The following is a 22,376-nucleotide window of genomic DNA, read 5'->3' on the forward strand; positions in this document are numbered from 1 at the left end:
GCTACCGACCGTCCTCCGCTTCATCCCGCCGCGACACCGAGCAAGTGCGAAATCAATGGGGCGTGGCCGTCGCTTACGGACCTATGGGCCTACGCCAACGACGTCACGCTGGACTTCTCAAGGCCGGGTAAGCCGACGGACAACGGGTTCATCGAGGCCTTCAACAGCAAACTTCGGTCGGAGTGCCTGAACGCCCATCGGTTCATGAGCCTTGCCGACGCCCAGGAAAAGTTGGAAGGTTGGCGTAGACACTTCAACGAGGATCGTCCCCACAGCGCGATCGGATACAACGTCCCGATTGCCTTACATTATCCTGATGACGTTACCAGCCCGTCATCGTGAAACAGCCCGGAAAATCCGGCTTCCGGTGGTCCAACCTTGGGGAGCAGAGCACCATCCCGCGGACTCTCGTTATGAATGAGGGACCGGCAGGGGGCAGGTCACAGAACATCTGCGTGTCAGGGTCGACCTGCAGCGCTTTGGTTGCGCATTTCAGCACAATTGCGCCAGAAATGCCGCAATGACTCCGCCGAGGCGCCAAAAGCCTGCCACCATTGAGAGCCAAGATGTTTCCAATCTGTTAATCAAGGGAGGCCGTCATGGCACGTCTCAAGAGCTATATCATTGGTGGCGTCACCCTGATCTGCGCATTGGCGATCGGTTACATCATGCAATACGGCATTGCCCTGCCTTCTGGCGGCAAAGCAAACTTGGAAGAGCCTATCGAGGTCGGAGATATCACACTGACGTCCTCGGGCCTTGGTGCGCCGCGCCTGCCAATCGAGGGGCTACAGCAAAGCGCCCTACCGCAACCCCCGGTTCGCTCTGCTCCGGTGCAATTGGCCGCGTTTGATGCGCCGATCCCGCCAGAGGATGAGCCAGCAGGGTTCGCCTGCGACATCGAGATGAACGCGACGACAACCGCAGGCGCGATGGTGTCTTTGACGCTGGACGCGCCGTGTCACGCCAGCGAGCGCGTGACCATCCATCATCAAGGCATGATGTTTACCGAAGTCATGCAGCCCGACGGAACGCTTCAGATCAATGTGCCCGCGCTTGACGAAAACGCCACCTTTATCGCCGCCTTCACAAACGGAGAAGGAGCGACTGCCAAGACCGATGTCACCTCGCTGCCCTTCTATGATCGCGTCGCAGTGCAATGGAAAGGCGAAGCTGGTCTTCAGCTGCACGCCCGTGAATTCTCGGCCGACTATTTCACCGATGGCCATGTCTGGTCTGCCTCCGCTGGCGATCTGGGTCGTGCAGCCAATGGCGAAGGCGGCTTTCTGGTGCGCCTTGGGCAAGAAAGCTCCCCTGATGCGCTGATGGTCGAGGTCTATTCCTTCCCCTCAGGCACCGCAAAAAAAGGTGGAGACGTTCTGTTGTCGATCGAAGCCGAGGTAACTGCTGCCAACTGCGACGGCCATGTAGAGGCACAAACACTGCAAATCCGCGAAGGTGGCAAGCTGAAGGTTGGTGATCTGACACTCGAAATGCCCGAATGTGACAGCGTTGGTGACTTTCTGGTGTTGAAAAACATCGTCGAAGACCTGAAAGTCGCCGCACGTTAAGAAGCGGTAAAGCAGGTTTCTCATGCGATATTTTTGTGCGGCGGTTCTCGCCGCACTTTTCTTTGTACTGGGTCCGGTGAGCGGAGCATTGGCGCAGGATATCACGCTGCGTTCGCGCGATGGCGGGGTTGAACTGACCGGCACTCTTCTGGGCTTTGACGGTGAGTTTTATCGCCTTCGCACACAGTACGGCGAACTGACGGTCGATGGCTCTGGCGTATTTTGTGAAGGTGTCGGCTGCCCTTCGCTTACTGATTACGTCGCCGATCTTTCTATCTCGGGATCGGCCACCATCGGCACTGTCCTGATGCCCGCCTTGATCGAATCCTTCGCGCTGCGCACAGGTTTGAGCGCTGTGCGCGAAGATCTGGATCCTGCGCTTTTCCAGTACAAGCTGACCGATACGAAATCGGGCAAGCTGGTCGGCCGGTTCGCGTTCCGCGTCAGCAACACCGACGAAGGCTTTGCCGATCTGCTTGGCGATGACGCCGACATCGTGATGGCGCTGCGAGAAATCCGGCGCAGCGAAGTTGCCCTTGCCCGGGAGGCCGGGCTTGGCGATCTGCTGCACCCCAATCGCAGCCGGGTACTGGCGCTTGACGCCATGGTGCCGATCGTGGCGCCGATCAATCCGGTCGATGCGATTTCACCAACGGACCTTTCGCGTATTCTGTCGGGGAATCTTGTAAACTGGCGAGAATTGGGCGGCCCGGATGCCCCTGTCACCGTGCATCTTCGCGACGCCGGGTCCGGGTTGTCTCAGGGTGTGGAGGATCGGTTGCTGACCCCAGCGCGCTCCGAGCTTAGGGCCGAGGTGATCCGCCACAGCACCAACGCGGAACTGGCCACCGCGATCGCGCGCGATCCTTTTGGCATTGGCCTTGCCAGTTTTTCCGAAATTGGAAACGCAAAGCCGCTAGGGCTGACTGGCCCTTGCGGGTTCCAACTGCGCGCCGCCCGACGCAGCATCAAGACTGAAGATTTTCCTTTGACCGCGCCGATGTTCCTTTACCTGCCGGCCCGTCGTCTGCCTGCGCTGGCGCGGGAGTTTCTGACCTTCACCCGCTCACCTCCGGCGCAAATCGTTATCCGGCGCGCGGGCTTTGTGGATCAGGCCCCCGAGGAGGTCCCGGTCGATCTGCAAGGCAACCGCTTTACTAATGCCATCCTCGTGGCTGAAGGCGAAGGCGGGCTGGACGAGCTCCGTCGAATGACCCGAACCCTCTCCGAAATGCGCCGCTTGACGACCTCTTTCCGGTTCGAGGCCGGATCGTCACGGCTGGATGCGCAATCGCGATCGAACGTGCAACAATTGGCCCGGTCGCTCGAAAGCGGTGCCTATGACGGGCGGAAACTGGTTTTTGTCGGCTTTTCTGATGGGCAGGGGCCCGCGCAAAGCAACATGGCCATCGCCCGAAAGCGCGCCGAGACGGTGCGCCGCGCCGTTCTGGAAGCCGCGGAAACCGCCGACACCAATCAGGTCGAAATCCTGACCGAAGCCTTTGGCGAAGCCATGCCGATGGCCTGTGACAACAGTGCTTGGGGACGGCAGGTCAATCGACGGGTCGAGGTCTGGCTAAAGTAGGCCTTCGGCGCGAAAGCTCAGCTCGCGCGATTTTCCAATAACCAGATGATCGTGCAGTGTGATCCCCAAGGCATCGGCTGCCAGCCTGATTTGCTCGGTCATTTCGATATCAGCGTGGCTCGGGGTGGGATCCCCAGAAGGGTGGTTGTGCACGAGGATCATTGCAGTGGCATTCAGTTCCAGCGCACGTTTGACCACTTCGCGTGGGTAAACGGGCACGTGATCGACGGTGCCGCGCGCCTGGGCCTCATCAGCGATCAGGACATTCTTGCGGTCCAGATACAGCACACGAAACTGTTCAATGTCGCCATGTGCCATGGCGGTCTGGCAATAGTCCAACAGCGCGTCCCAACTGCTGAGCAAATGTTTGCGGATCACCCGAGACCGCGCCAACCGGTGCGCCGCCGCCTCAACGATCTTCAGTTCGGTGACAACCGCGTCACCCAGTCCTTTAACCTGCTGCAAACGCGCAATGGGCGCCGACACCACGCCGTTGAAATCGCCAAAGGTTTCCAACAACTCCCGCGCCAGCGGCTTGACGTCCCTGCGGGGAATGGCGCGGAACAGGACCAGTTCCAGCAGTTCATAGTCCGGCAGAGCATCGGCACCACCAATCAGGAACCGTTCGCGCAGGCGCGCGCGGTGATCCTTGATGTAACTGGGCAAGCGGTCAGATCGCGGCAACACCGCTTGGGGCGCTTCGTCGTGGTCGAAAAGCGCAGCCTGGCTGTCAGAGAAATGCGGGCCTCGGGTCATGACCTGAGCATGCGGCAGATTTGGTTAGCGGCGGGTTAACAAAAGCAAAGGGCGGAGGTTTCCCCCCGCCCTATCAACTCAGACTTCAAGCTGACGGATGAAACGCCATCTTCGGCGCTGATCATCAGTTCACCCTTTCATGGAATCCCAGAAGTTCTTGACCGAACTAAAGAAACTGGACGCCTCTGGATTGTTGTCCTCGCTCAGGTCCTCGAACTCGCGCAACAGTTCTTTCTGCCTTGAGGTCAGGTTCACAGGCGTTTCTACCGCCAGTTCGATGAACATGTCGCCATGACCGCCGCCGCGCAGCGCGGGCATGCCTTTGCCACGCAGACGCATCTGACGGCCCGACTGGCTGCCCGCAGGGATTTTCACTCTGGAACGCCCGCCGTCAATGGTCGGCACCTCGATGTCTCCACCCAAGGCGGCCGCGATCATGGAAACCGGAACACGGCAGTGCAGCTCGGTTCCTTCACGCTCAAAAATCTTGTGCGCTGTCACCTCGATAAAGATGTACAAATCACCTGGAGGACCCCCGCGCATTCCGGCTTCGCCTTCGCCGGCAAGGCGAATACGCGTGCCAGTCTCAACCCCGGCGGGGATGTTCACAGACAGCGCACGATCCTTGTGGACGCGGCCATTGCCACCGCATTTACCGCAGGGATTCTTGATAATCTGGCCAAGGCCCGAACAGGTTGGGCAAGTGCGTTCGACAGTGAAAAAGCCCTGCGTTGCCCGCACCTTGCCCATGCCGGAACAGGTCGGGCAGGTGGTCGGTTCAGCACCGCCTTCAGAGCCGGACCCGCTGCATTCATCGCATTGTACCGAGGTCGGGACATTGATGGTTTTCTGCAACCCGCCAAAAGCCTCTTCCAAGGAGACGCGCAGGTTATAGCGCAAGTCTGCACCCCGCGCCGCGCGTTGACGCCCGCCCTGACGGCCACCCATGAAGTCGCCGAAAAGATCGTCGAACACATCCGAGAAAGCGCTGGCAAAATCGCCGCTTCCACCCATGCCGCCGGGCCGACCACCGCCGCCGCCCATGCCGCCTTCGAATGCCGCGTGGCCAAAGCGGTCGTAGGCCGCCTTTTTCTCGGCGTCCTTGAGGACCTCATGGGCTTCGTTGGCTTCCTTGAACTGCGCCTCGGCCTCGGGGTTGTCGGCGTTGCGGTCCGGGTGCAGTTCCTTGGCCTTCTTGCGATAAGCCTTTTTGATTTCGTCTGCTGACGCGCCCTTGGAGACCCCGAGCACGTCGTAGTAGTCACGTTTGGACATGATCTGCCCTCCTTATACCGGAACAAGGAGGGGCCGGTCCGGCGTCCGGACCGGCCCCAACTTGGTTCCGCAGGCGAAAGCCTTAGGCCCGCTTGTTGTCGTCGAGATCCTCGAAGTCCGCATCAACGATGTCATCATCTGCCGGACCAGAGCTGTCCGCCGCTGCGGGCTCATCATCACCCTGCTCGGACTGCGCCTTGTAAATCGCTTCGCCCAGACGCATCGCGACTTCGGTCACGTTCTGGATGCCAGACTTCAGTTTGTCCGCGGTCGCGTCGTCTTTTTCAAGCTCGTCCCGAAGGGCAGCAACGGCCAGTTCGATGGCTTCGACGGTCGAGGGATCAACCTTGTCGCCGTGTTCTTCGATCGACTTCTCGGTCGAGTGGATCAGACTTTCCGCTTGGTTGCGGGCTTCGACCAACTCCTTGCGCTCTTTGTCGGATTCGGCGTTTTCTTCCGCCTCCCGAACCATCTTTTCGATGTCCTCGTCCGACAGACCGCCGGAGGCCTGGATCGTGATCTGCTGTTCCTTGCCGGTCGCCTTATCCTTGGCGCCCACCGACACGATGCCGTTGGCGTCGATGTCAAAGGTCACCTCGATCTGGGGCATGCCGCGCGGCGCGGGCGGGATGTCCTCAAGGTTGAACTGGCCCAGCATCTTGTTGTCGGCGGCCATCTCACGCTCGCCCTGGAATACGCGGATCGTCACGGCCGACTGGTTGTCTTCGGCGGTCGAGAAGACCTGAGACTTTTTCGTCGGGATCGTGGTGTTCCGGTCGATCAGACGGGTGAACACGCCACCCAGCGTTTCGATGCCCAGAGACAGCGGCGTCACGTCCAGAAGGACAACGTCCTTCACGTCACCTTGCAGAACACCTGCCTGAATGGCGGCGCCCATGGCAACCACTTCGTCCGGGTTCACACCCTTGTGCGGCTCTTTGCCAAAGAACTTGGTCACCTCTTCGATGACTTTCGGCATCCGGGTCATACCGCCAACCAGAACGACTTCGTCGATGTCCGAGGTCGACAGGCCCGCGTCTTTCAGAGCAGCCTGACATGGCTTGATCGAGGCTTTGATCAGGTCACCCACAAGGCTTTCCAGCTTGGCGCGGGTCAGCTTCATCACCATGTGCAGCGGCTGGCCGTCCTTGCCCATCGAGATGAAGGGCTGGTTGATTTCGGTCTGGCTCGCCGAGGACAATTCGATCTTGGCCTTTTCCGCCGCCTCTTTCAGACGCTGCAGGGCCATCTTGTCCTTGGTCAGGTCAACGCCGTTGTCCTTCTTGAACTGCTCTGCGAGGTAGTTGACGATGCGCATGTCAAAGTCTTCACCGCCAAGGAAGGTGTCGCCGTTGGTGGACTTCACTTCGAACAAGCCGTCGTCGATTTCCAGAATGGTAACATCGAAAGTACCGCCGCCAAGGTCATAGACCGCGATGGTGCGGGTTTCTTTCTTGTCGAGGCCATAGGCAAGCGCAGCCGCGGTCGGCTCGTTGATGATGCGCAGCACTTCGAGGCCGGCAATCTTGCCAGCATCTTTGGTGGCCTGACGCTGGGCGTCGTTGAAGTAGGCGGGCACGGTGATAACGGCCTGCGTCACTTCTTCGCCAAGATAGGACTCAGCGGTCTCTTTCATCTTGCCCAGAATAAAGGCCGAAATCTGCGAGGGCGAATATTTCTGGCCCTTGGCTTCGACCCATGCGTCGCCATTGCCACCGTCAACGATCTTGAACGGGACAATGTTCTGGTCCTTCGTGACTTCCGCATCCGTAGTGCGGCGGCCGATCAGGCGCTTGACGGCGAAAATCGTGGCTTCGGGGTTGGTCACGGCCTGCCGCTTGGCGGGCTGACCGACGAGCCGTTCGTCGTCTGTGAAGGCGACGATAGAGGGTGTTGTACGTGCGCCTTCCGAGTTTTCGATGACGCGCGCGGTGCTACCATCCATGATAGCAACGCAAGAGTTAGTTGTGCCGAGGTCGATACCGATCACTTTGGCCATTTTCGATCCCTTTCTAAAGTCAAGGCGATGTCACGAGACGTCGGACCCATTTTGGCATCCTGCCCCGCATTTCTGAGGCCTTTGGGGATTGCCCCGCAGGCGGCTTCGGAGGGTATATAAGGAGGGGAATTGCCCCCTGCAAGCACCGCACAAGGCGCATTTGACCGGAAAATTGCAACTATTGGCCCGGAAAAGGCAAAAGCGATGGATGATCCGTTAACTCTCAAGGGATTCCGCATCTATCCCGACTATCTCGATCGGTCGCAACAAGCGGCTATGATCGAGGATTTACGCGGCGTTTTGCGGGCTGCGCCGCTGGTCCAACCCGTCACACCGCGGGGCAAGCCGATGTCCGTGCGCATGTCTGCCGCCGGGCAGTTTGGCTGGGTGACCGATCGAAGCGGGTATCGATACGAACCGCGCCATCCAAGCGGCGTGGACTGGCCCGCGATCCCTGCCTCGGTTCTGTCGGTCTGGGATGCGCTGGCCGCCTGTCCGCGCCAGCCGGAATGCTGCCTGATCAACTGGTACGGCGAAGGCGCCCGCATGGGACTGCATCAGGACAAGGACGAGGCGGATTTCACCTGCCCGGTTCTCTCGATCTCTCTGGGGGACGAGGGGCTGTTTCGCATGGGGAACGTCGCGCGCGGCGGCAAGACCGAGTCGCTTTGGCTGCGTTCGGGCGACGTGGTCGTGATGGGCGGCGCTGCGCGTCTGGCGCATCACGGAGTGGATCGGATCCGGTTCGGATCGTCCACTCTGTTGCGGGATGGCGGACGGATCAATCTGACTCTGCGGGTGGTGACCTGAACCGCCTCAGTTGCCGCTGTCCAATGTACAGCACCCGCTGTAAAATGCCCTGTCCGCCCCCTCAAGAATAAGCGCGACCGTCAGGCCGAATTCCTGATCCGACATGCCGTCGTCGCAGTACCCCGGAGCGATCACCGCGCTCATTCTGTCCGGGCCGCTTTCGCCAAAGATCGCGTAGGGCCAGAACCGTCCGCTGGCGGGGGTCAGGTTGCCAATGGCATAACTCTTCGCATCCCCGAATTCGTCAAACGTCGCAGTCTGGCCCTGTTGGATGGACAGCCCCCAGAACGGTTCCGTCCCGGAACAGGACAAAGCCTGCCACTTTGGCAAATAGCCGTCCGGCACGGCTTGCATATACCGAAGCGACGCCCAGCCCGACTGCTCACCCAAGTTGACGAACCCCCATTTTCCCGCACCGTCGGTCTTGATCACTTCGACCCCGGCTTGGCTCGGGCTCAGTGTCCCGACGATCTCTGAACTGGCGTTTGGTTCCCTGCGCACATTCAGAACGTCGTCTTGCGCCACATCAACAACATCATAAAGCGCCGGAAAGTCCTGCGCCGCGGCGGGAAGGCCAAGGCAAAAGGCCAAACAGGCCGCGAGGGGGAATAACAGTCGGGACATCAGAAAATTCCTTTGAGCATGAATAATGCCTAAATCCTAACCTGAAAGCTTCAATCGACCCAGCGTTGAATCCCTGACGTTGCCGAACCCGTCCTAGCGCCGCGCGCTCCACGACGCCGAGGCGTGTTTGCGCGTGAAAAACTCACCCATCAGGCCAATCATGATCAACACCAGCGACAGGTACAGCGCGTATTCCCAATTCGAATTGCGCGGGTTGTAATCGACAAAGGCGTAGCCGCGCGACTGGTCGATGCTGTGGAACAGTGGATTCCAATCGAACATTACCAGCATATAACCAGGCATGGCGTTGGCCACGAACATCTTGCCCGAGGCGATCATGTTTGCCCGCTGGTAGACCGTTGAAATGATGCTTACCGGCGTTGGGAACCAAGGCTTGACCGCAAGGAAAACCATGCCGATGGCCGCGCCAGAGAACCACGACAGAAGGATCATCGCCAAACAGCCGATTGGATCGTGAATCTCCTGCAAAACGAAGGGGTTAAAAGCCACATCATAGACAAACATGATGGCCAGAAGCGAAAGCAGCTGGATGTACAACGTGCTCAGCATCGCAGAGGCAATCGCAATCGCGGTATTCATCGGCGCATGCTGCATCATCGGGCTGGCCGGCCCTTCTGATCCTGCCACAGCGCCAAGGGTCTTGGAGTGCGTCATGTAAAGGAAAACACCAGTCATGATGTAAATCATGAAGTCGCCGCGAATGGCCGTGCCACGCATCCCGAGAATCTGGAACATGAAAAAGAACGCCAGCACAAATATGACGGTTTGCAGCATGTTCATCAGGATCGCGAGAATGGCATTGCCATGCGTCTTCCGCACCGCCCTGACCGAGTTATGATAGATCAGTTCGGCAATATAGACCGCAGAACCCAACCGCGAGCGGGGTTTGTTAACCTGAAACATGCGCTCACTGCTCCGATGCGAGGCCCGAATTGCGGCTTCTTGCCGTTCTTTACATTTCGCACCATAAGGCGGGTAGGTTTTCAAATCAATAAATCCGCACGCGCTGCGAACAGGAGTATTGCCGTGAACTATTCCCAATTGGTCTCTGTCATGCGCCGCCTTGCTCTGGAAGCGGGCGACAAAATCATGGACGTCTACAACGCTGACGACTTTGATGTTAAGGTCAAATCAGACGACAGCCCCGTGACCGAAGCCGATGAAGCCGCCGATGCCCTGATCTCGGCCGGGCTTCGGGCGGAATTTCCTGACGTGGCCCTTGTCACCGAAGAACAGGCGGACAGCCACGAAGTGTCGGCGATGACCTTCCTGATCGTCGACCCGCTGGACGGCACAAAGGAATTCATCAAACGGCGCGGCGATTTCACCGTGAACATCGCGCTGGTCGAAGACGGCGTTCCGACACGCGGCGTGGTCTATGCACCGGCGCGAAACCGCATGTTCTACACCGACAGCACCGGTCATTCGGTCGAGGAAATGGGCCCATTCGACGTTGACGCCCCGGGCGAAACCAAGCCAATCAAAGTGTCCGAGCCGAACAACAGCGCATTGATGGTTGTGGCCTCCAAATCGCACCGCGATCAGGCAACCGACGATTACATCAACAAATATTCCGTCAAGGACATGAAAAGCGCGGGATCGTCGCTCAAGTTTTGCCTTGTTGCGACGGGTGAGGCAGACCTTTATCCGCGCGTCGGCCGCACGATGGAGTGGGACACCGCAGCTGGTCATGCGGTTCTCAATGGCGCTGGCGGACGGGTTGTCCGCTTTGATGACCACAGCCCGCTGGCTTATGGCAAACAGGGGTTCGCAAACCCATTCTTCATCGCCTACGCGCCCGGTGTGGATCTGAAAGACGCCTGATATGGACTGCGCGCCTGTCAGCGTCATAGTGGTCAGCCAAGCGCGGCCACAGGCGCTGGCGCGCTGTCTGAACGGGCTGTCACAACTGGATTATCCGACATTCGAAGTGATCCTTGTTGCCTGCGCCGAAGGGCTAGCCGTTGCCCGGGCGCGGCCCGAGGCAGCGCAGATGAAGCTGATCCCCTTTGACGAGGCGAATATCTCGGCCGCACGCAACGCCGGAATTGGAGTGGCTGCGGGTGAAATCATCGCCTTTATCGATGACGATGCTGTGCCCGAGCCGCTGTGGCTGCAGCATCTTGCCGCCCCCTTTACCGCATCCGAGGTTGCTGCCGCGACTGGTTATGTCATCGGGAGAAACGGGATTTCCTTTCAATGGCGCGCCCGCTGTGTCGACCGTTTCGGGCAAACCGAGGATCTCGCTTTGGAAGGCACGGAACCAGTGGTTCTGCCCCCGCAAAAGGGCCGGGCGATCAAGACTGAAGGCACCAACATGGCCGTGCGCCGGGATACCTTGGCAAAAATGGGCGGCTTCGATCCAGGGTTCCGGTTCTATCTCGACGAAACCGATCTCAACATCCGACTGGCCCAGGAGGGGCTGGGAACCGCCGTCGTTCCTTTGGCGCAGGTGCACCACGGTTTTGCAGCCAGTGCGCGGCGCGGTGCCGACCGCACACCACGCGACCTGACCCAGATCGGCGCCTCTCAGATGTTGTACCTGCGCAAACACGCACCCGAGACAGAGCGGAAAAAGGCGTGGAAAGCCTTTCGCCGCGAACAACGTCTGCGCCTTATACGCTTGATGCAGCGCGGACCTTTGGGTTCGGACGATGTCTGGCGTCTGATGCGCAGCCTTGATCGCGGTGCACGCGAAGGCGCCGCGCGCAATTTCGCACCGCTGGTCCCGCTCCCCCCGTCCTCGGAAAAGTTTCGACCGTTCCCCGGACGCCCGGGCGCTCCGCGCAAGTTTCTGTCCGGACGGTTCTGGCAAGCCTCCGCTTTGCGGCGAGCTGCCGCCAAGGCGGTCGAAAACGGCGAGATTGTCAGCCTGTTCCTGCTGTCGCCCACAGCGCGATATCACCGAGTGCGCTTTACCGAAAACGGTGTGTGGGAACAGACCGGAGGACGCTTTGGCCGCAGCCTGCGGAATGCTCCTATACTGCGCTACCGGCGCTTTTCCACCCGCATCAGGTCGGAAATCACCCGGATCGAGCCAGTTCGTGGTGGATTTGACGACAATAATGCGAAAAAATAGGCACAAACGCGGACTGTTTTAGCAATCATGTTATGTTTGACCTACACTATTGAACAACACGCTATAGTGCTGCTGCAGCATCCGTGCGATAAGCGCGAAGTGAATTGAGTAAGGAGCAAGGTGATGCGTAAAAAGGTAACGAAAGCGATCTTCCCCGTCGCAGGTATGGGAACCCGTTTTCTTCCAGCCACCAAGTCGGTCCCGAAAGAGATCATGACCTTGGTTGATCGCCCCCTTGTTCAATACGCCATCGACGAAGCCCGCGCTGCTGGCATCAAGGAATTCATCTTTGTGACCTCGCGCGGCAAAGGCGCGCTTGAGGACTACTTTGACCACGCGCCGCAGCTGGAACAGGAGCTGCGCAAGAAGGGCAAGGATGACCTGCTTGAAGTGCTGAAATCCACCAACATGGACTCCGGTGAGATCGCTTATATCCGCCAGCACCGGGCGCTTGGCCTTGGCCATGCGGTCTGGTGCGCGCGCCGGTTGGTCCACAATGAACCCTTTGCCGTGATGCTGCCCGACGACGTGATCGCCGCCGAAAAGCCCTGCCTTCAGCAGATGGTCGAAGCCTACGAAGAAACCGGCGGCAGCATGGTTGCCGCGATGGAGGTGCCGCAGGAAAAGACATCTTCCTACGGTATTCTTGACGTCAAAGAAGACATGGGCTCCATGGTTTCGGTCAAGAACATGGTCGAAAAGCCTGCCGCTGGCACCGCTCCGTCAAATCTGGCGGTGATTGGCCGGTACATTCTGTCGCCCAATATTTTCAAGCATCTGAACAAGATGAAGTCCGGCGCGGGCGGTGAAATCCAACTGACGGATGCCATTGCGCAGGAGCTTCTGCCCGAAGGCGACGGTGTTTTCGGCTATCGCTTCCGTGGCCAGCGTTTCGATTGCGGGTCGAAGGCAGGGTTCCTTCAGGCCACCGTGGCCTTTGGCCTTGCCCGCGATGATCTGCGTGATGATCTGGAAAGCTACCTTCAGGAAATCATGGCAGCCAAGAAGGCCGCGGAATAACCAAAGTGACAAACGTACTTGTAACTGGCGGCGCGGGCTACATCGGTAGCCACGCGTGCAAAGCCTTGAAGCAGGCGGGATTTACCCCCGTCACCTATGACAATCTGGTCACCGGCTGGGAAGACGCGGTAAAGTTTGGCCCCTTCGAAAAGGGCAGCTTGTCTGATCGCGCCCGTCTGGATGAGGTGTTTGCGCGCTATCAGCCCGTCGCCGTCATGCATTTTGCCGCGCTGTCTCAGGTCGGCGAGGCGATGGCCAAGCCCGGCATCTACTGGCGCAACAATGTCGAAGGTTCATTGACCCTGATCGAAGCTGCCGTTGCGGCGGGCGTCATGGACTTCGTGTTTTCCTCGACCTGCGCGACCTACGGCGAGCATGACAATGTGGTGCTGGACGAAAACACGCCGCAGGAACCGCTGAACGCCTATGGCGCCTCCAAGCGTGCAGTCGAGGACATCCTGCGCGATTTCGAGGCCGCACATGGGCTGCGACACGTCATTTTCCGCTATTTCAACGTGGCGGGTGGCGATCCGGACGGCGAGGTGGGCGAGCATCATCGCCCCGAAACGCACCTGATCCCCGTGATGCTTGAGGCGATCGATGGCAAGCGGCCCGCACTGACGATCCATGGAACCGACTACGATACGCCTGACGGCACCTGCATCCGCGACTACGTGCACGTCTGCGATCTGGTCGATGCGCATGTGCTGGGGTTGAAGTGGCTTCAGGACGACAAGGGCAGCCACGTCTTCAACCTTGGGACCGGCAAGGGGTTTTCCGTGCGCGAAGTCATTGATGCGTCGCGCGCTGTCACCAACCTAGACGTGCCCTATTCCGAAGGTCCGCGCCGCGCCGGAGATGCGACCAAGCTGGTGTCCGGTTCGACCCGCGCCGAGGCGGACCTGGGCTGGAGTCCACAGCGTTCATCACTGCCGCAAATGATTGGTGACGCGTGGAATTGGCATCGAAATGGGCATTACGACAAATAGCCCAGCCGCCGCGCGGTTGCTGGACCTGACCCGTCTGGTTCGCCGCGCCGGACGTCCCTTTACGGGTGTGGATCGCGTCGAAAAAGCCTATCTGGACCATTTTCTTTCGCTGGATACGCCGCTCTTTGGGCTGGTGCGCAGTGCGCTTGGTTATGTGCTGCTGGATCGCGCCGGCTGCGCCAAACTGCGTGATAAGCTGACCGACCATGATTTTGGCCCCGCGGACCGCCTGTCCCGGATCAAGCGCGGAATGGATCCGCTGCGCGCCCGGGCCGAGGCGGACCTGCGACGCATCTGCCGTGACCGCTGCTTGCCGATCAGCTTGCCACGGATGCTGCGCAAACATTTGCCCAAGGGCACGTGCTATTTGAATGTCGGGCATTCCAATCTGACGGACCGCGTGATTTCTGCGTTGCGTTTGATCCCCGGCGCCCGCATCGGCGTTATGATCCATGACACGATCCCGTTGGATTTCCCGCAGTATCAGCGAAAGAAGACTGCCGAGGCCTTTGCGCGTTTCCTGAAATGCGCCGTGCGCCGCGCCGATCTGATCATCTGCAATTCGCGGCAAACCAAGGCCGATGTCCTGCGCCACGCCGCACCGCAGACGCCCAAGACATTGGTCGCGCATCTGGGGGTTCACGAACCGACACCCGGCATCGCGCCGTCGGGGCCTTGGGACGGGCATCCCTATTTCGTTTGCCTTGGAACAATCGAGCCGCGCAAGAACCATGCCTTGCTTTTAGACCTTTGGGGCGACATCCCCGAGGCGCACTTGCTGATCTGTGGCCATCGCGGTTGGGAAAACGACGCCATTTTTGCCCGGCTAGACGCAAAGCCACCCCTCGTGCACGAACTGCCCGGTTTAAGTGATCCGGAGGTATCCGGCTTGCTCAAAGACTCTCGTGGTCTGCTGTTCCCCAGCCTCGCCGAAGGCTACGGCCTGCCCCCGATCGAAGCCGCGGCGATGGGGGTTCCGGTTGTGTGCAACGACCTGCCAATCTACCGGGAAGTGCTTGGAAATATTCCCGTTTACGCGTCGGTCTCTGACAGGTATCTTTGGCGCCACGAGATAAGGGGTTTGGCGAATTCGGATCAAAACCGCGGCGGGGCAGAAAAAAGTGCTGGGATGGGGTGGCAACCGCCCTCATGGGACGCGCATTTCAAGACCGTGTTAAGGATGATCTGATAGCCGCTTGAGTGGTACAGAGCCGTATCAACGGCCATCTTAGGGGCATACAGTTGGGCGCATGGCGGTCATATCGGCTTCGGCTCCAGCGAAAGCGCTGGCTTATTCGCGCCTTTCGCAAACGGCGTGAACTGAACCCCGTCACCAATCGCACCGCCAATATCCAACCCTCGGACATCTTGCTGTTTTGCACGCAACGCAACGAAGGGGTGCGCCTGCCTTTCTTCCTGCAATACTACCGCGACATGGGCGTGAACCACTTTTTCTTTGTCGATAATGACAGCGATGATGGCTCGCTCAACTACCTGTCTCAACAAGAGGATTGTTCGGTCTGGACGACCCCGGCAGGGTACAAGCGGTCGCGATTTGGGGTCGATTGGCTGAACTGGCTTTTGAGGAAGCACGGACATGGCCATTGGTGCCTGACCGTTGATCCGGACGAATTGTTCCTTTACCCGTTCTGCGACACTCGCCCCCTGCGCGCGCTGACCGACTGGCTGGATGCGTCTTCGATCAAATCCTTTTCGGCGATGCTGCTCGACATGTACCCGAAAGGGCGGATCGACCAGCAGCCATACATGCCCGGCCAGAACCCGCTTGAGATCGCGTCGTGGTTCGATGCCGGGAATTACACGCTGAAAAAGAACCCGAAGTTCGGAAATCTCTGGATACAGGGCGGCCCCCGCGCCCGCGTGTTTTTCGCTGATGAGCCCGAGCTGGCCCCAGCGCTGAACAAGATCCCGCTGGTCAAATGGGATCGGAGCTATGCCTACGTCAGCTCAACCCACAACCTGCTGCCGCGCGGGCTGAACCTCGTCTACGATGAATGGGGCGGTGAGAAGGCAAGTGGCATTCTGCTGCACACCAAATTTCTGGAAACCTTCACCGAAAAAGCCGCCGAAGAACTGGACCGCGGCCAGCATTACGGCGCGTCGCGTGAATATCTGGCCTACGCGGATGGGATCAAGGACAACCCCGAGCTTTGGTGCAAATGGTCCGAGAAATACATCAACTGGCGACAGCTTGAGATTTTGGGCCTGATGTCCAAAGGAAACTGGGCATGACGGTAGGGGTCGTCATGCTGGTACACACCGCGCTGGACCGGGCCGAACAGACCGCCCGTCACTGGGCGCGCGGCGGTTGTCCGGTGGTGATCCACGTCGATAAGATGGTGCCAAAACCCACTTACAATCGCTTTGTCGCAAAGCTGGCCGATGTGCCCGACATCATCTTTTCCAAACGACATCGCTGCGAATGGGGCACCTGGGGTCTGGTCGCCGCCAGTCAGGACGCGGCAGAACTGATGTTGGAGCGGTTCGAAGCCGTCAGGCACGTCTATCTTTCCTCCGGGTCTTGCCTGCCGCTGCGACCGGTTCACGAGTTGCGGCAATATCTTCGTGACCGCCCCCGCACCGACTTTATCGAAAGCGCCACAACTGCGGATGTTCCCTGGACCGTTGGCGGCCTGGACGAAGAACGCTTTACCCTTCACTTCCCGTTTTCCTGGCGCAAGCATCGCTATCTTTTTGACAAATTTGTCGAGGCGCAGCGCCTTATCCGCTACAAACGCAACATTCCCGAAGGCGTGGTGCCGCATATGGGGTCGCAATGGTGGTGCCTGACGCGCCAGACCCTGTCTGCGATCCTCCAAGATCCTGCCCGGCCCAAATATGACGCCTATTTCCGACGCGTCTGGATCCCGGATGAAAGCTATTTCCAGACATTGTCGCGGCTGTATTCGACCAATATCGAAAGCCGTTCTCTGACTCTGTCCAAGTTCGACTTTCAGGGCAAACCGCACATCTTCTACGATGATCATTTGCAGCTGTTGCGGCGATCCGATTGTTTTGTGGCGCGCAAGATCTGGCCCCATGCCGAACGGCTCTATCAGGCCTTCCTGACAGATCCCGAGCGCGCCATGTCGCGCCAAGAACCCAATCCCGGGAAGATCGACCGTATCTTTGCCAAGGCGGTGGAACGTCGGACACGTGGCCGCCCCGGCCTTTATATGCAAAGCCGTTTCCCGAACTTTGGCTGGGAAAACGGGATGACCGCCGGGAAATACTCGGTGTTTCAGGGCTTTGCAGAACTGTTTCAGGACTTTGGCCCATGGCTGGCCAGAGCGACCGGGGCGCAGGTGCATGGTCACCTGTTTGCGCGCGATCGGGTGGAATTTGCTGGCGGGCAGACCGTCATAAACGGGGCGCTTTCGGGCAACGCGAAACTCCGCGATGCAAACCCCAAGGCATTTCTGACCAACCTTCTTTGGAACACCCGGGGCGAACGGCAGTGTTTCCAATATGGTCCCGCCGACAACCCCGATATCAATTGGCATATAGCGCGCGACCCCAACGCGCAGATCAGCGTCATCTCGGGCGCCTGGGCGGTGCCACTGTTCAAATCCAATGCCAATTTCGCCGACCTTCGGGCCAAAGCCGCCTTGTTGCAAAAGATCGAAAGCAAGATGCTGGACGAACTGCGCAGCCCCGATGTCAAAGCGCGCGTGCGCATCTGGACAATGGCCGAGTTCATCGAGGCCCCGATGGAGCCCCTGCAGATTATCATCGATGAGATCGGCCAGAAGTCTCTGCGCCGACTGGCCGAAGCGCCTCGGCTGGAAGACCTTGCCGGTTTTGGCCAGTTCCTGCAGAATCTCAAAAATCAGGGGATGCACCCTTATCTGATGGGTGATTTCCCGGTTGACCCCATACCGCGCCATATCCGCGACCAAGCCCGCAAACCCTATCTGATCAAGAAATAGGCCCACATGTCCGACCGTTTCGACTGCTTCGTTGTCTTTGCCGAAATGCGCACCGGGTCCAACTTCCTTGAGGCGAACCTGAACGCCTTTGACGGGATCACCTGCCACGGCGAAGCGTTCAATCCACACTTCATCGGCTACCCCAAGTCCGAGGATATACTCGGCATTACTCAGGATGAACGGGATCGCGCGCCCATCAATCTATTGGAACAGATCCGCGAACGCACCCCGGGCGGGATTGGCGGTTTTCGCTATTTCCACGATCATGACCCGCGGATACTTGACGCACTCCTGACCGATCCGCGTGTCGCCAAGATCGTCCTGACGCGCAACCCGGCTGACAGCTATATCAGTAAGAAGATTGCGCAGGCCACGGGCCAATGGAAGCTGACCAACGTCAAACGCCGCAAGGACGCCAAGGCGCAATTCGACGCGGCCGAATTCAAGACCCATCTGGCCGATTTACAGGACTTTCAGGTGACCATCATGAAGGCGCTGCAAACCACGGCGCAAACCGCGTTTTACGTCGCTTACGAAGACCTTCAGGATGTCGAGGTGATGAATGGCCTTGCCCGATGGCTCGGCGCGACTTCGCGGTTGGACAGCCTGAACACCGCGCTGAAACGGCAGAACCCCGAGCCGACGTCTGAGAAGGTTGAGAACTTTGAGCAGATGGCAGACGCCTTGGCGCAGCTGGATCAGTTCAATTTGTCTCGCACTCCGAATTTCGAGCCACGTCGGGGGCCTGTGGTGCCCTCTTACATTGCCGCTGCAAAGACGGCGCTATTGTATATGCCAATCCGCTCAGGTCCCGAGGCGGCGGTGACACAATGGCTGTGCGAACTGGACGATGTGCAAGAGGGGGATTTACCCAGCAAGTTCACCCAAGGATCGCTGCGCAACTGGAAGCGCGAGCGTCCCGGGCATCGCAGCTTTACCGTAGTGCGCCACCCGCTGGCCCGCGCACACGAAGCCTTTTGCACGAAGATCCTGACCACGAAAAAAGGCAGTTTTGCCGGGATCCGCAAAACCCTGCGCCGCGCCCATAACCTGCCGATCCCCGAAGGTGAGCCTGACGCCAGCTATGACGCGGCCGCCCACCGCGCGGCCTTTACGGCTTATCTGGCATGGGTCAAAGCCAATCTTCAGGGGCAGACCGCTGTACGCGTCGATGGGCATTGGGCGACGCAGGCGCAATGCATTCAGGGGATGGCGGAATATACGCTGCCTGACATGATTGTTCGCGAAGACGAGATGGAAGGAAATCTGCCCGCCCTCGCGATGCAGGTCGGTCATCCCGCGCCGCTCGACCCCCGGCAGGTGCCCAACCAAGCGCCCTTTTCCCTGGCCGAAATCTATGACGACCAGATCGAGGCGCTGGGCCGTGAGGCCTATCAGCGCGACTACGTGATGTTTGGTTTCGACGACTGGTCCTAGAGCGTTTCGGCTTTTCCGAAAAGCCCTGTTCGCGTCAGGCGGCTTTGACCGCCTCCGACTCAGTCAGGATCGTGTAAAGCGTTGCGGCGTCCGGATTGGCCCGCAGTTTGGCGCAAAGATTTGCCTCACGCAGGGTGCGGGACACCAGGGCCAGCGCCTTGAGATGCTCAACGCCCGCCTCTTCGGGGGCGAAAAGGGCAAAAATCAGATCGACAGGCTGGCGATCCACGGCTTCGAAATCAATCGGCTTTTCCAGAAGGATGAAGGTGCCAACCACCTGATCCAGCCCTTCGATGCGTGCATGGGGCAAAGCAACGCCATGCCCCACGCCTGTTGGACCAAGCGACTCGCGCTCCATCAATGCTTCGACGGTCGCACCGGTGGGCAGGCCATGCGCTGCCCCGGCAAGATCGGCCACATCGTGCATCAGGCGTTTCTTGCTGGAAACCGCACTGACGACCTTTACGGCCTCGGGTTTGAGTAGGTTTGTAAATTTCATGCTCTGCCCGTCTGCTCGACCATCGTTACTTTTTTATTAACGCGACCGCTAATTCGGGATTTATGGATCAATCCACCCGATATTGCCATCCTCGCGTCGGTAAACGACGTTCAAGCCATCCTTCTTTTCGTTTCGGAACACCAAGACCGGAGCCCCGGCCAATTCCATTTGCATCACCGCTTCACCGACGGTCAGCGACGGGATGGAGGTTTCCATCTCGGCCACAATGATTGGCTGCAGCGATTCAGGTTCTTCTGCATCCACGTCCGCATCCGAAGCGAGGATATACGAGGATGCCCCGAGAAGTTCAACGGGTTCCGTCCGGTCCCTATGGTGATCTTTCAACCTGCGCTTGTAGCGACGCAGCTGTTTGTCCATTTTCTCAATGCAGTTGTCAAAAGCGCCGTAAATTTCAGTCGCATGTGCTTTGGCCGAAGCGTTCAATCCGGTAGAAAGATGAACAACGGTCTCGCAGACATATTCATGAGCGCTTTTGGAAAAGATGATGGTCGCGTCGGTCGGTCGCTGTGAATACTTGTCCAGCGCGGTGCCCAGCTCATTCTTGACATGAATCTGCAGGGCTTCGCCAATATCGATCTGCTTTCCCGTAATCTGATAGCGCATGTTGAGTCCTTTTTTGTTTTCACCAGCAAACAAGACGGTTCAAGGCGCGGACGCCCCTTGGTCTGGTTTGCTGGTCAGGGAAGACACGCCAAAGCCGCAGTTTGCGAACATTGGCCCCCAGAAGTGAAGGATCTGTCGTTCAGCCATACAGCAAAGCGGCGTGTCATACCCTCATTTGAGAGGAGAATGCCCCCGGCTGTCAATCGAAACCGAGTAAAAAGAACGCGTGAACAAGAAACAACCTGTCGCCAAGGCGCGTCAGCCCATGCGGAAACTGTCGCCAAGGTAAACGCGTCTGACATTTTCGTTCCGAACCACCTCTTCGGGGGTGCCGGACATCAAAACCTTGCCGTCGTGCAGGATATACGCCCGGTCCACGATTTCGAGCGTTTCGCGCACGTTGTGGTCGGTTATCAACACGCCGATGCCGCGCTTTTTCAGGTCAGCCACAAGGTGCCGGATGTCCCCGACGCTGATTGGATCGACGCCAGCGAAAGGTTCATCCAGCAGCAGGTACTTGGGATCGGCGGCAAGACAGCGCGCGATTTCAACTCGGCGCCGTTCGCCCCCCGAAAGGGCCAAAGCCGGTGCACGGCGCAGATGCTCAATAGAGAATTCGCCTAGCAACTCTTCAAGCCGTTCGCGGCGGCGGTGCCGATCCTTTTCCACAATATCCAAGACCGAGGCGATGTTGTCTTCGACGCTAAGCCCCCGGAAAATCGACATTTCCTGCGGCAAATAGCCAATTCCCAAGCGCGCACGGCGGTACATCGGCAGATATGTGGCGTCGCGCCCGTCGATCAGAACCTCGCCCGCATCTGGATTCACCAATCCGGCAATGGCGTAGAATGACGTAGTCTTGCCTGATCCGTTCGGCCCGAGCAGCGCAACGACTTCGCCGCGATCAAGACGCAAAGTCACGTCGCGGATCACCACTTTCTTGCGGTAGCTTTTGCGCAAATGGTTAACCCTGAGACCGCTGGTCCCTTCGGTTACCGTCAGGTCGGGGCGGGCCATTACTGGTCCTCGCCCTGCTGAAGTATCGTCTTTACCCGGCCCGACATTGTTGCCGCGCCGGTATCAAGGTTCACCACCATCTGTTGCGAAGTCAGCGCATTCGGCCCCTGCGTCAGCAGCACGTTGCCCGACATAACGACCGTGCCACCGTTGATGTTGTAGTCGGCGCGTTCTGCCTCGGCGGCCTCTTCACCGCTGACAAGCGTTACGCCGCCGGTGGCTTCGAGCCGGTCAATCCGGCCCTGGCTTTCGGAGTAGACCACCAAGACGCGCGGCGCAGCCAGACGCATGTCGCCCTGAACGATCACGACATTCCCGGTATAAAGCGCCGTTCCATCCTTTTGGTTGACCGCAAGAGAGTCAGCCGTGACCTCGACCGGGGCCTTGGTATCTTGTTGAAGTGAGCCGAATTTGACCTCAGTGCCCTGTTGAGCCGCGGAAATAACGGGAAGCCCCGCAACAAGAAGGGCAAGCAATAAACGTCTGATCATTTGGCAGCACTCTTTCAATCTTGTGGCAGGTATATCAGCTTTACCCCGTCGGTGAAAAGCAGTTGCACATCGCCATCCTCTCCGACGGCTTCGATCCGCATCTTTCCTGCCTCAATTGTACCCAAAGGCCCCTCGCCCTGCACCGGGCCACCGCTTTCGGCCTCGATCTTGTCGATGGCGGAATTCAGCGTCTCGGTCGTCAGGACATATCCGGTCGAGCTTTCGATCGTCACGCCACCTTCCATCACCGCCATCTTGTCGCTGTCACGCAGCGTGGCATGCAAAGCGTTCAGCAGAATTTCACTGCCGTCGTTCATTCGCATCCGCGCAGCAAGCTCCTCTGCGCGGATCACGCCGTCGCCTTCTGGCGTTGCCGTGCTGGCGGTCATTGTCAGCATGTCGCCTCTTTCCGTGGTGCCCGCGTAATAGGGCGCCCCAACCCGCTCGCGGGAGGCGCCTTCGCCGGGCAGGCCTTCGGCAAAAGGCATATCCAGAACTTGTTCAGTGCTGCGCGACAAAAGAAACAGAGTGGACAGCAGGATCAGCGCGGCCAAAGGCAGCAGGATCTTCAACCAAGCAATGACTTGGGAATACAGCCCGTCGCCGCGCGCCATGGCCTATGCCCCCGT

General features: G+C 58.9%; 22 protein-coding genes. 12 read left to right on the forward strand and 10 right to left on the reverse strand.

The genetic code is table 11. The annotated features are described in order from the left end of the window. The 3 genes from ACOYQJ_RS07120 to ACOYQJ_RS07130 form a co-directional block, all read left to right on the forward strand. On the forward strand, positions 1 to 342 hold a 342-nt coding region (locus ACOYQJ_RS07120; protein ID WP_422905324.1), incomplete at its 5' end, for an integrase core domain-containing protein. Between the two features lie 257 nt (positions 343 to 599). Then, positions 600 to 1,571: a translocase gene (locus ACOYQJ_RS07125; protein WP_422905325.1), complete on the forward strand. Its 972-nt coding sequence runs from the start codon at positions 600 to 602 to the stop codon at positions 1,569 to 1,571. Between the two features lie 22 nt (positions 1,572 to 1,593). Then, the gene (locus tag ACOYQJ_RS07130) at positions 1,594 to 3,156 is read left to right on the forward strand and encodes a phosphate ABC transporter substrate-binding/OmpA family protein (protein WP_422905326.1); all 1,563 of its coding nucleotides are present in this window, start codon (positions 1,594 to 1,596) and stop codon (positions 3,154 to 3,156) included. Here the strand turns inward: ACOYQJ_RS07130 and radC are convergent. The 3 genes from radC to dnaK all read right to left on the reverse strand — a co-directional run bounded on the left by radC (position 3,148) and on the right by dnaK (position 7,186). Next, a complete protein-coding gene (radC, locus tag ACOYQJ_RS07135) occupies positions 3,148 to 3,912 on the reverse strand; it encodes a RadC family protein (protein ID WP_422905327.1) in 765 nt (254 codons plus the stop codon). The genes ACOYQJ_RS07130 and radC overlap by 9 nt on opposite strands. A gap of 129 nt (positions 3,913 to 4,041) precedes the next feature. Then, positions 4,042 to 5,187: a molecular chaperone DnaJ gene (gene dnaJ / locus ACOYQJ_RS07140; protein ID WP_422905328.1), complete on the reverse strand. Its 1,146-nt coding sequence runs from the start codon at positions 5,185 to 5,187 to the stop codon at positions 4,042 to 4,044. An 82-nt stretch (positions 5,188 to 5,269) separates the two neighbouring features. Then, positions 5,270 to 7,186, reverse strand: coding sequence for a molecular chaperone DnaK (gene dnaK, locus ACOYQJ_RS07145; RefSeq protein ID WP_422905329.1), 1,917 nt, complete (start codon positions 7,184 to 7,186; stop codon positions 5,270 to 5,272). A gap of 204 nt (positions 7,187 to 7,390) precedes the next feature. Between dnaK and ACOYQJ_RS07150 the strand changes: the two genes are divergently transcribed. After that, positions 7,391 to 7,996: an alpha-ketoglutarate-dependent dioxygenase AlkB family protein gene (locus ACOYQJ_RS07150; protein ID WP_422905330.1), complete on the forward strand. Its 606-nt coding sequence runs from the start codon at positions 7,391 to 7,393 to the stop codon at positions 7,994 to 7,996. A 6-nt stretch (positions 7,997 to 8,002) separates the two neighbouring features. Here ACOYQJ_RS07150 and ACOYQJ_RS07155 read toward each other — a convergent pair whose 3' ends face one another. After that, positions 8,003 to 8,620 (reverse strand): SH3 domain-containing protein, encoded by a 618-nt coding sequence (locus ACOYQJ_RS07155; protein ID WP_422905331.1) that lies wholly within the window; start codon positions 8,618 to 8,620, stop codon positions 8,003 to 8,005. Between the two features lie 93 nt (positions 8,621 to 8,713). After that, on the reverse strand, positions 8,714 to 9,544 hold the full coding sequence (locus tag ACOYQJ_RS07160) for an ABC transporter permease (protein WP_422905332.1): 831 nt from the start codon (positions 9,542 to 9,544) through the stop codon (positions 8,714 to 8,716). A 123-nt stretch (positions 9,545 to 9,667) separates the two neighbouring features. Between ACOYQJ_RS07160 and cysQ the strand changes: the two genes are divergently transcribed. From cysQ to ACOYQJ_RS07200, 8 genes are all read left to right on the forward strand, one after another. Further along, the gene (gene cysQ, locus ACOYQJ_RS07165) at positions 9,668 to 10,465 is read left to right on the forward strand and encodes a 3'(2'),5'-bisphosphate nucleotidase CysQ (protein ID WP_422905333.1); all 798 of its coding nucleotides are present in this window, start codon (positions 9,668 to 9,670) and stop codon (positions 10,463 to 10,465) included. 1 nt (position 10,466) lies between these two features. Further along, a complete protein-coding gene (locus ACOYQJ_RS07170) occupies positions 10,467 to 11,720 on the forward strand; it encodes a glycosyltransferase family 2 protein (RefSeq protein WP_422905334.1) in 1,254 nt (417 codons plus the stop codon). Between the two features lie 123 nt (positions 11,721 to 11,843). Then, on the forward strand, positions 11,844 to 12,740 hold the full coding sequence (galU, locus tag ACOYQJ_RS07175; RefSeq protein WP_422905335.1) for a UTP--glucose-1-phosphate uridylyltransferase GalU: 897 nt from the start codon (positions 11,844 to 11,846) through the stop codon (positions 12,738 to 12,740). Between the two features lie 5 nt (positions 12,741 to 12,745). Next, positions 12,746 to 13,729, forward strand: coding sequence for a UDP-glucose 4-epimerase GalE (galE, locus tag ACOYQJ_RS07180; RefSeq protein WP_422905336.1), 984 nt, complete (start codon positions 12,746 to 12,748; stop codon positions 13,727 to 13,729). Then, positions 13,686 to 14,918: a glycosyltransferase family 4 protein gene (locus ACOYQJ_RS07185; protein ID WP_422905337.1), complete on the forward strand. Its 1,233-nt coding sequence runs from the start codon at positions 13,686 to 13,688 to the stop codon at positions 14,916 to 14,918. The genes galE and ACOYQJ_RS07185 overlap by 44 nt, the downstream gene beginning before the upstream one ends. Positions 14,919 to 14,971: 53 nt before the next feature. Further along, on the forward strand, positions 14,972 to 15,982 hold the full coding sequence (locus ACOYQJ_RS07190; RefSeq protein ID WP_422905338.1) for a glycosyltransferase family 2 protein: 1,011 nt from the start codon (positions 14,972 to 14,974) through the stop codon (positions 15,980 to 15,982). Then, the gene (locus tag ACOYQJ_RS07195; protein ID WP_422905339.1) at positions 15,979 to 17,679 is read left to right on the forward strand and encodes a DUF5927 domain-containing protein; all 1,701 of its coding nucleotides are present in this window, start codon (positions 15,979 to 15,981) and stop codon (positions 17,677 to 17,679) included. Before ACOYQJ_RS07190 ends, ACOYQJ_RS07195 begins: the two co-directional genes overlap by 4 nt. Before the next feature lie 6 nt (positions 17,680 to 17,685). After that, a complete protein-coding gene (locus ACOYQJ_RS07200; protein ID WP_422905340.1) occupies positions 17,686 to 19,116 on the forward strand; it encodes a nodulation protein NodH in 1,431 nt (476 codons plus the stop codon). A gap of 34 nt (positions 19,117 to 19,150) precedes the next feature. Here the strand turns inward: ACOYQJ_RS07200 and ACOYQJ_RS07205 are convergent, their stop codons facing one another. The 5 genes from ACOYQJ_RS07205 to lptC form a co-directional block, all read right to left on the reverse strand. After that, positions 19,151 to 19,615, reverse strand: a complete 465-nt coding sequence (locus ACOYQJ_RS07205) for a PTS sugar transporter subunit IIA (RefSeq protein ID WP_422905341.1) — start codon at positions 19,613 to 19,615, stop codon at positions 19,151 to 19,153. Positions 19,616 to 19,675: 60 nt separating this feature from the next. Continuing rightward, positions 19,676 to 20,239, reverse strand: coding sequence for a ribosome hibernation-promoting factor, HPF/YfiA family (gene hpf / locus ACOYQJ_RS07210; protein WP_422905699.1), 564 nt, complete (start codon positions 20,237 to 20,239; stop codon positions 19,676 to 19,678). Between the two features lie 258 nt (positions 20,240 to 20,497). Beyond that, positions 20,498 to 21,256, reverse strand: a complete 759-nt coding sequence (gene lptB / locus ACOYQJ_RS07215; RefSeq protein WP_422905342.1) for an LPS export ABC transporter ATP-binding protein — start codon at positions 21,254 to 21,256, stop codon at positions 20,498 to 20,500. Then, positions 21,256 to 21,747, reverse strand: a complete 492-nt coding sequence (lptA, locus tag ACOYQJ_RS07220; protein WP_422905343.1) for a lipopolysaccharide transport periplasmic protein LptA — start codon at positions 21,745 to 21,747, stop codon at positions 21,256 to 21,258. Before lptA ends, lptB begins: the two co-directional genes overlap by 1 nt. 14 nt (positions 21,748 to 21,761) lie before the next feature. Further along, positions 21,762 to 22,361: an LPS export ABC transporter periplasmic protein LptC gene (gene lptC, locus ACOYQJ_RS07225; RefSeq protein WP_422905344.1), complete on the reverse strand. Its 600-nt coding sequence runs from the start codon at positions 22,359 to 22,361 to the stop codon at positions 21,762 to 21,764. Positions 22,362 to 22,376: the final 15 nt, after the last annotated feature.

The organism is Pacificoceanicola algae (genome assembly GCF_049341065.1).
In the GTDB taxonomy this organism is placed as follows: domain Bacteria; phylum Pseudomonadota; class Alphaproteobacteria; order Rhodobacterales; family Rhodobacteraceae; genus Pacificoceanicola.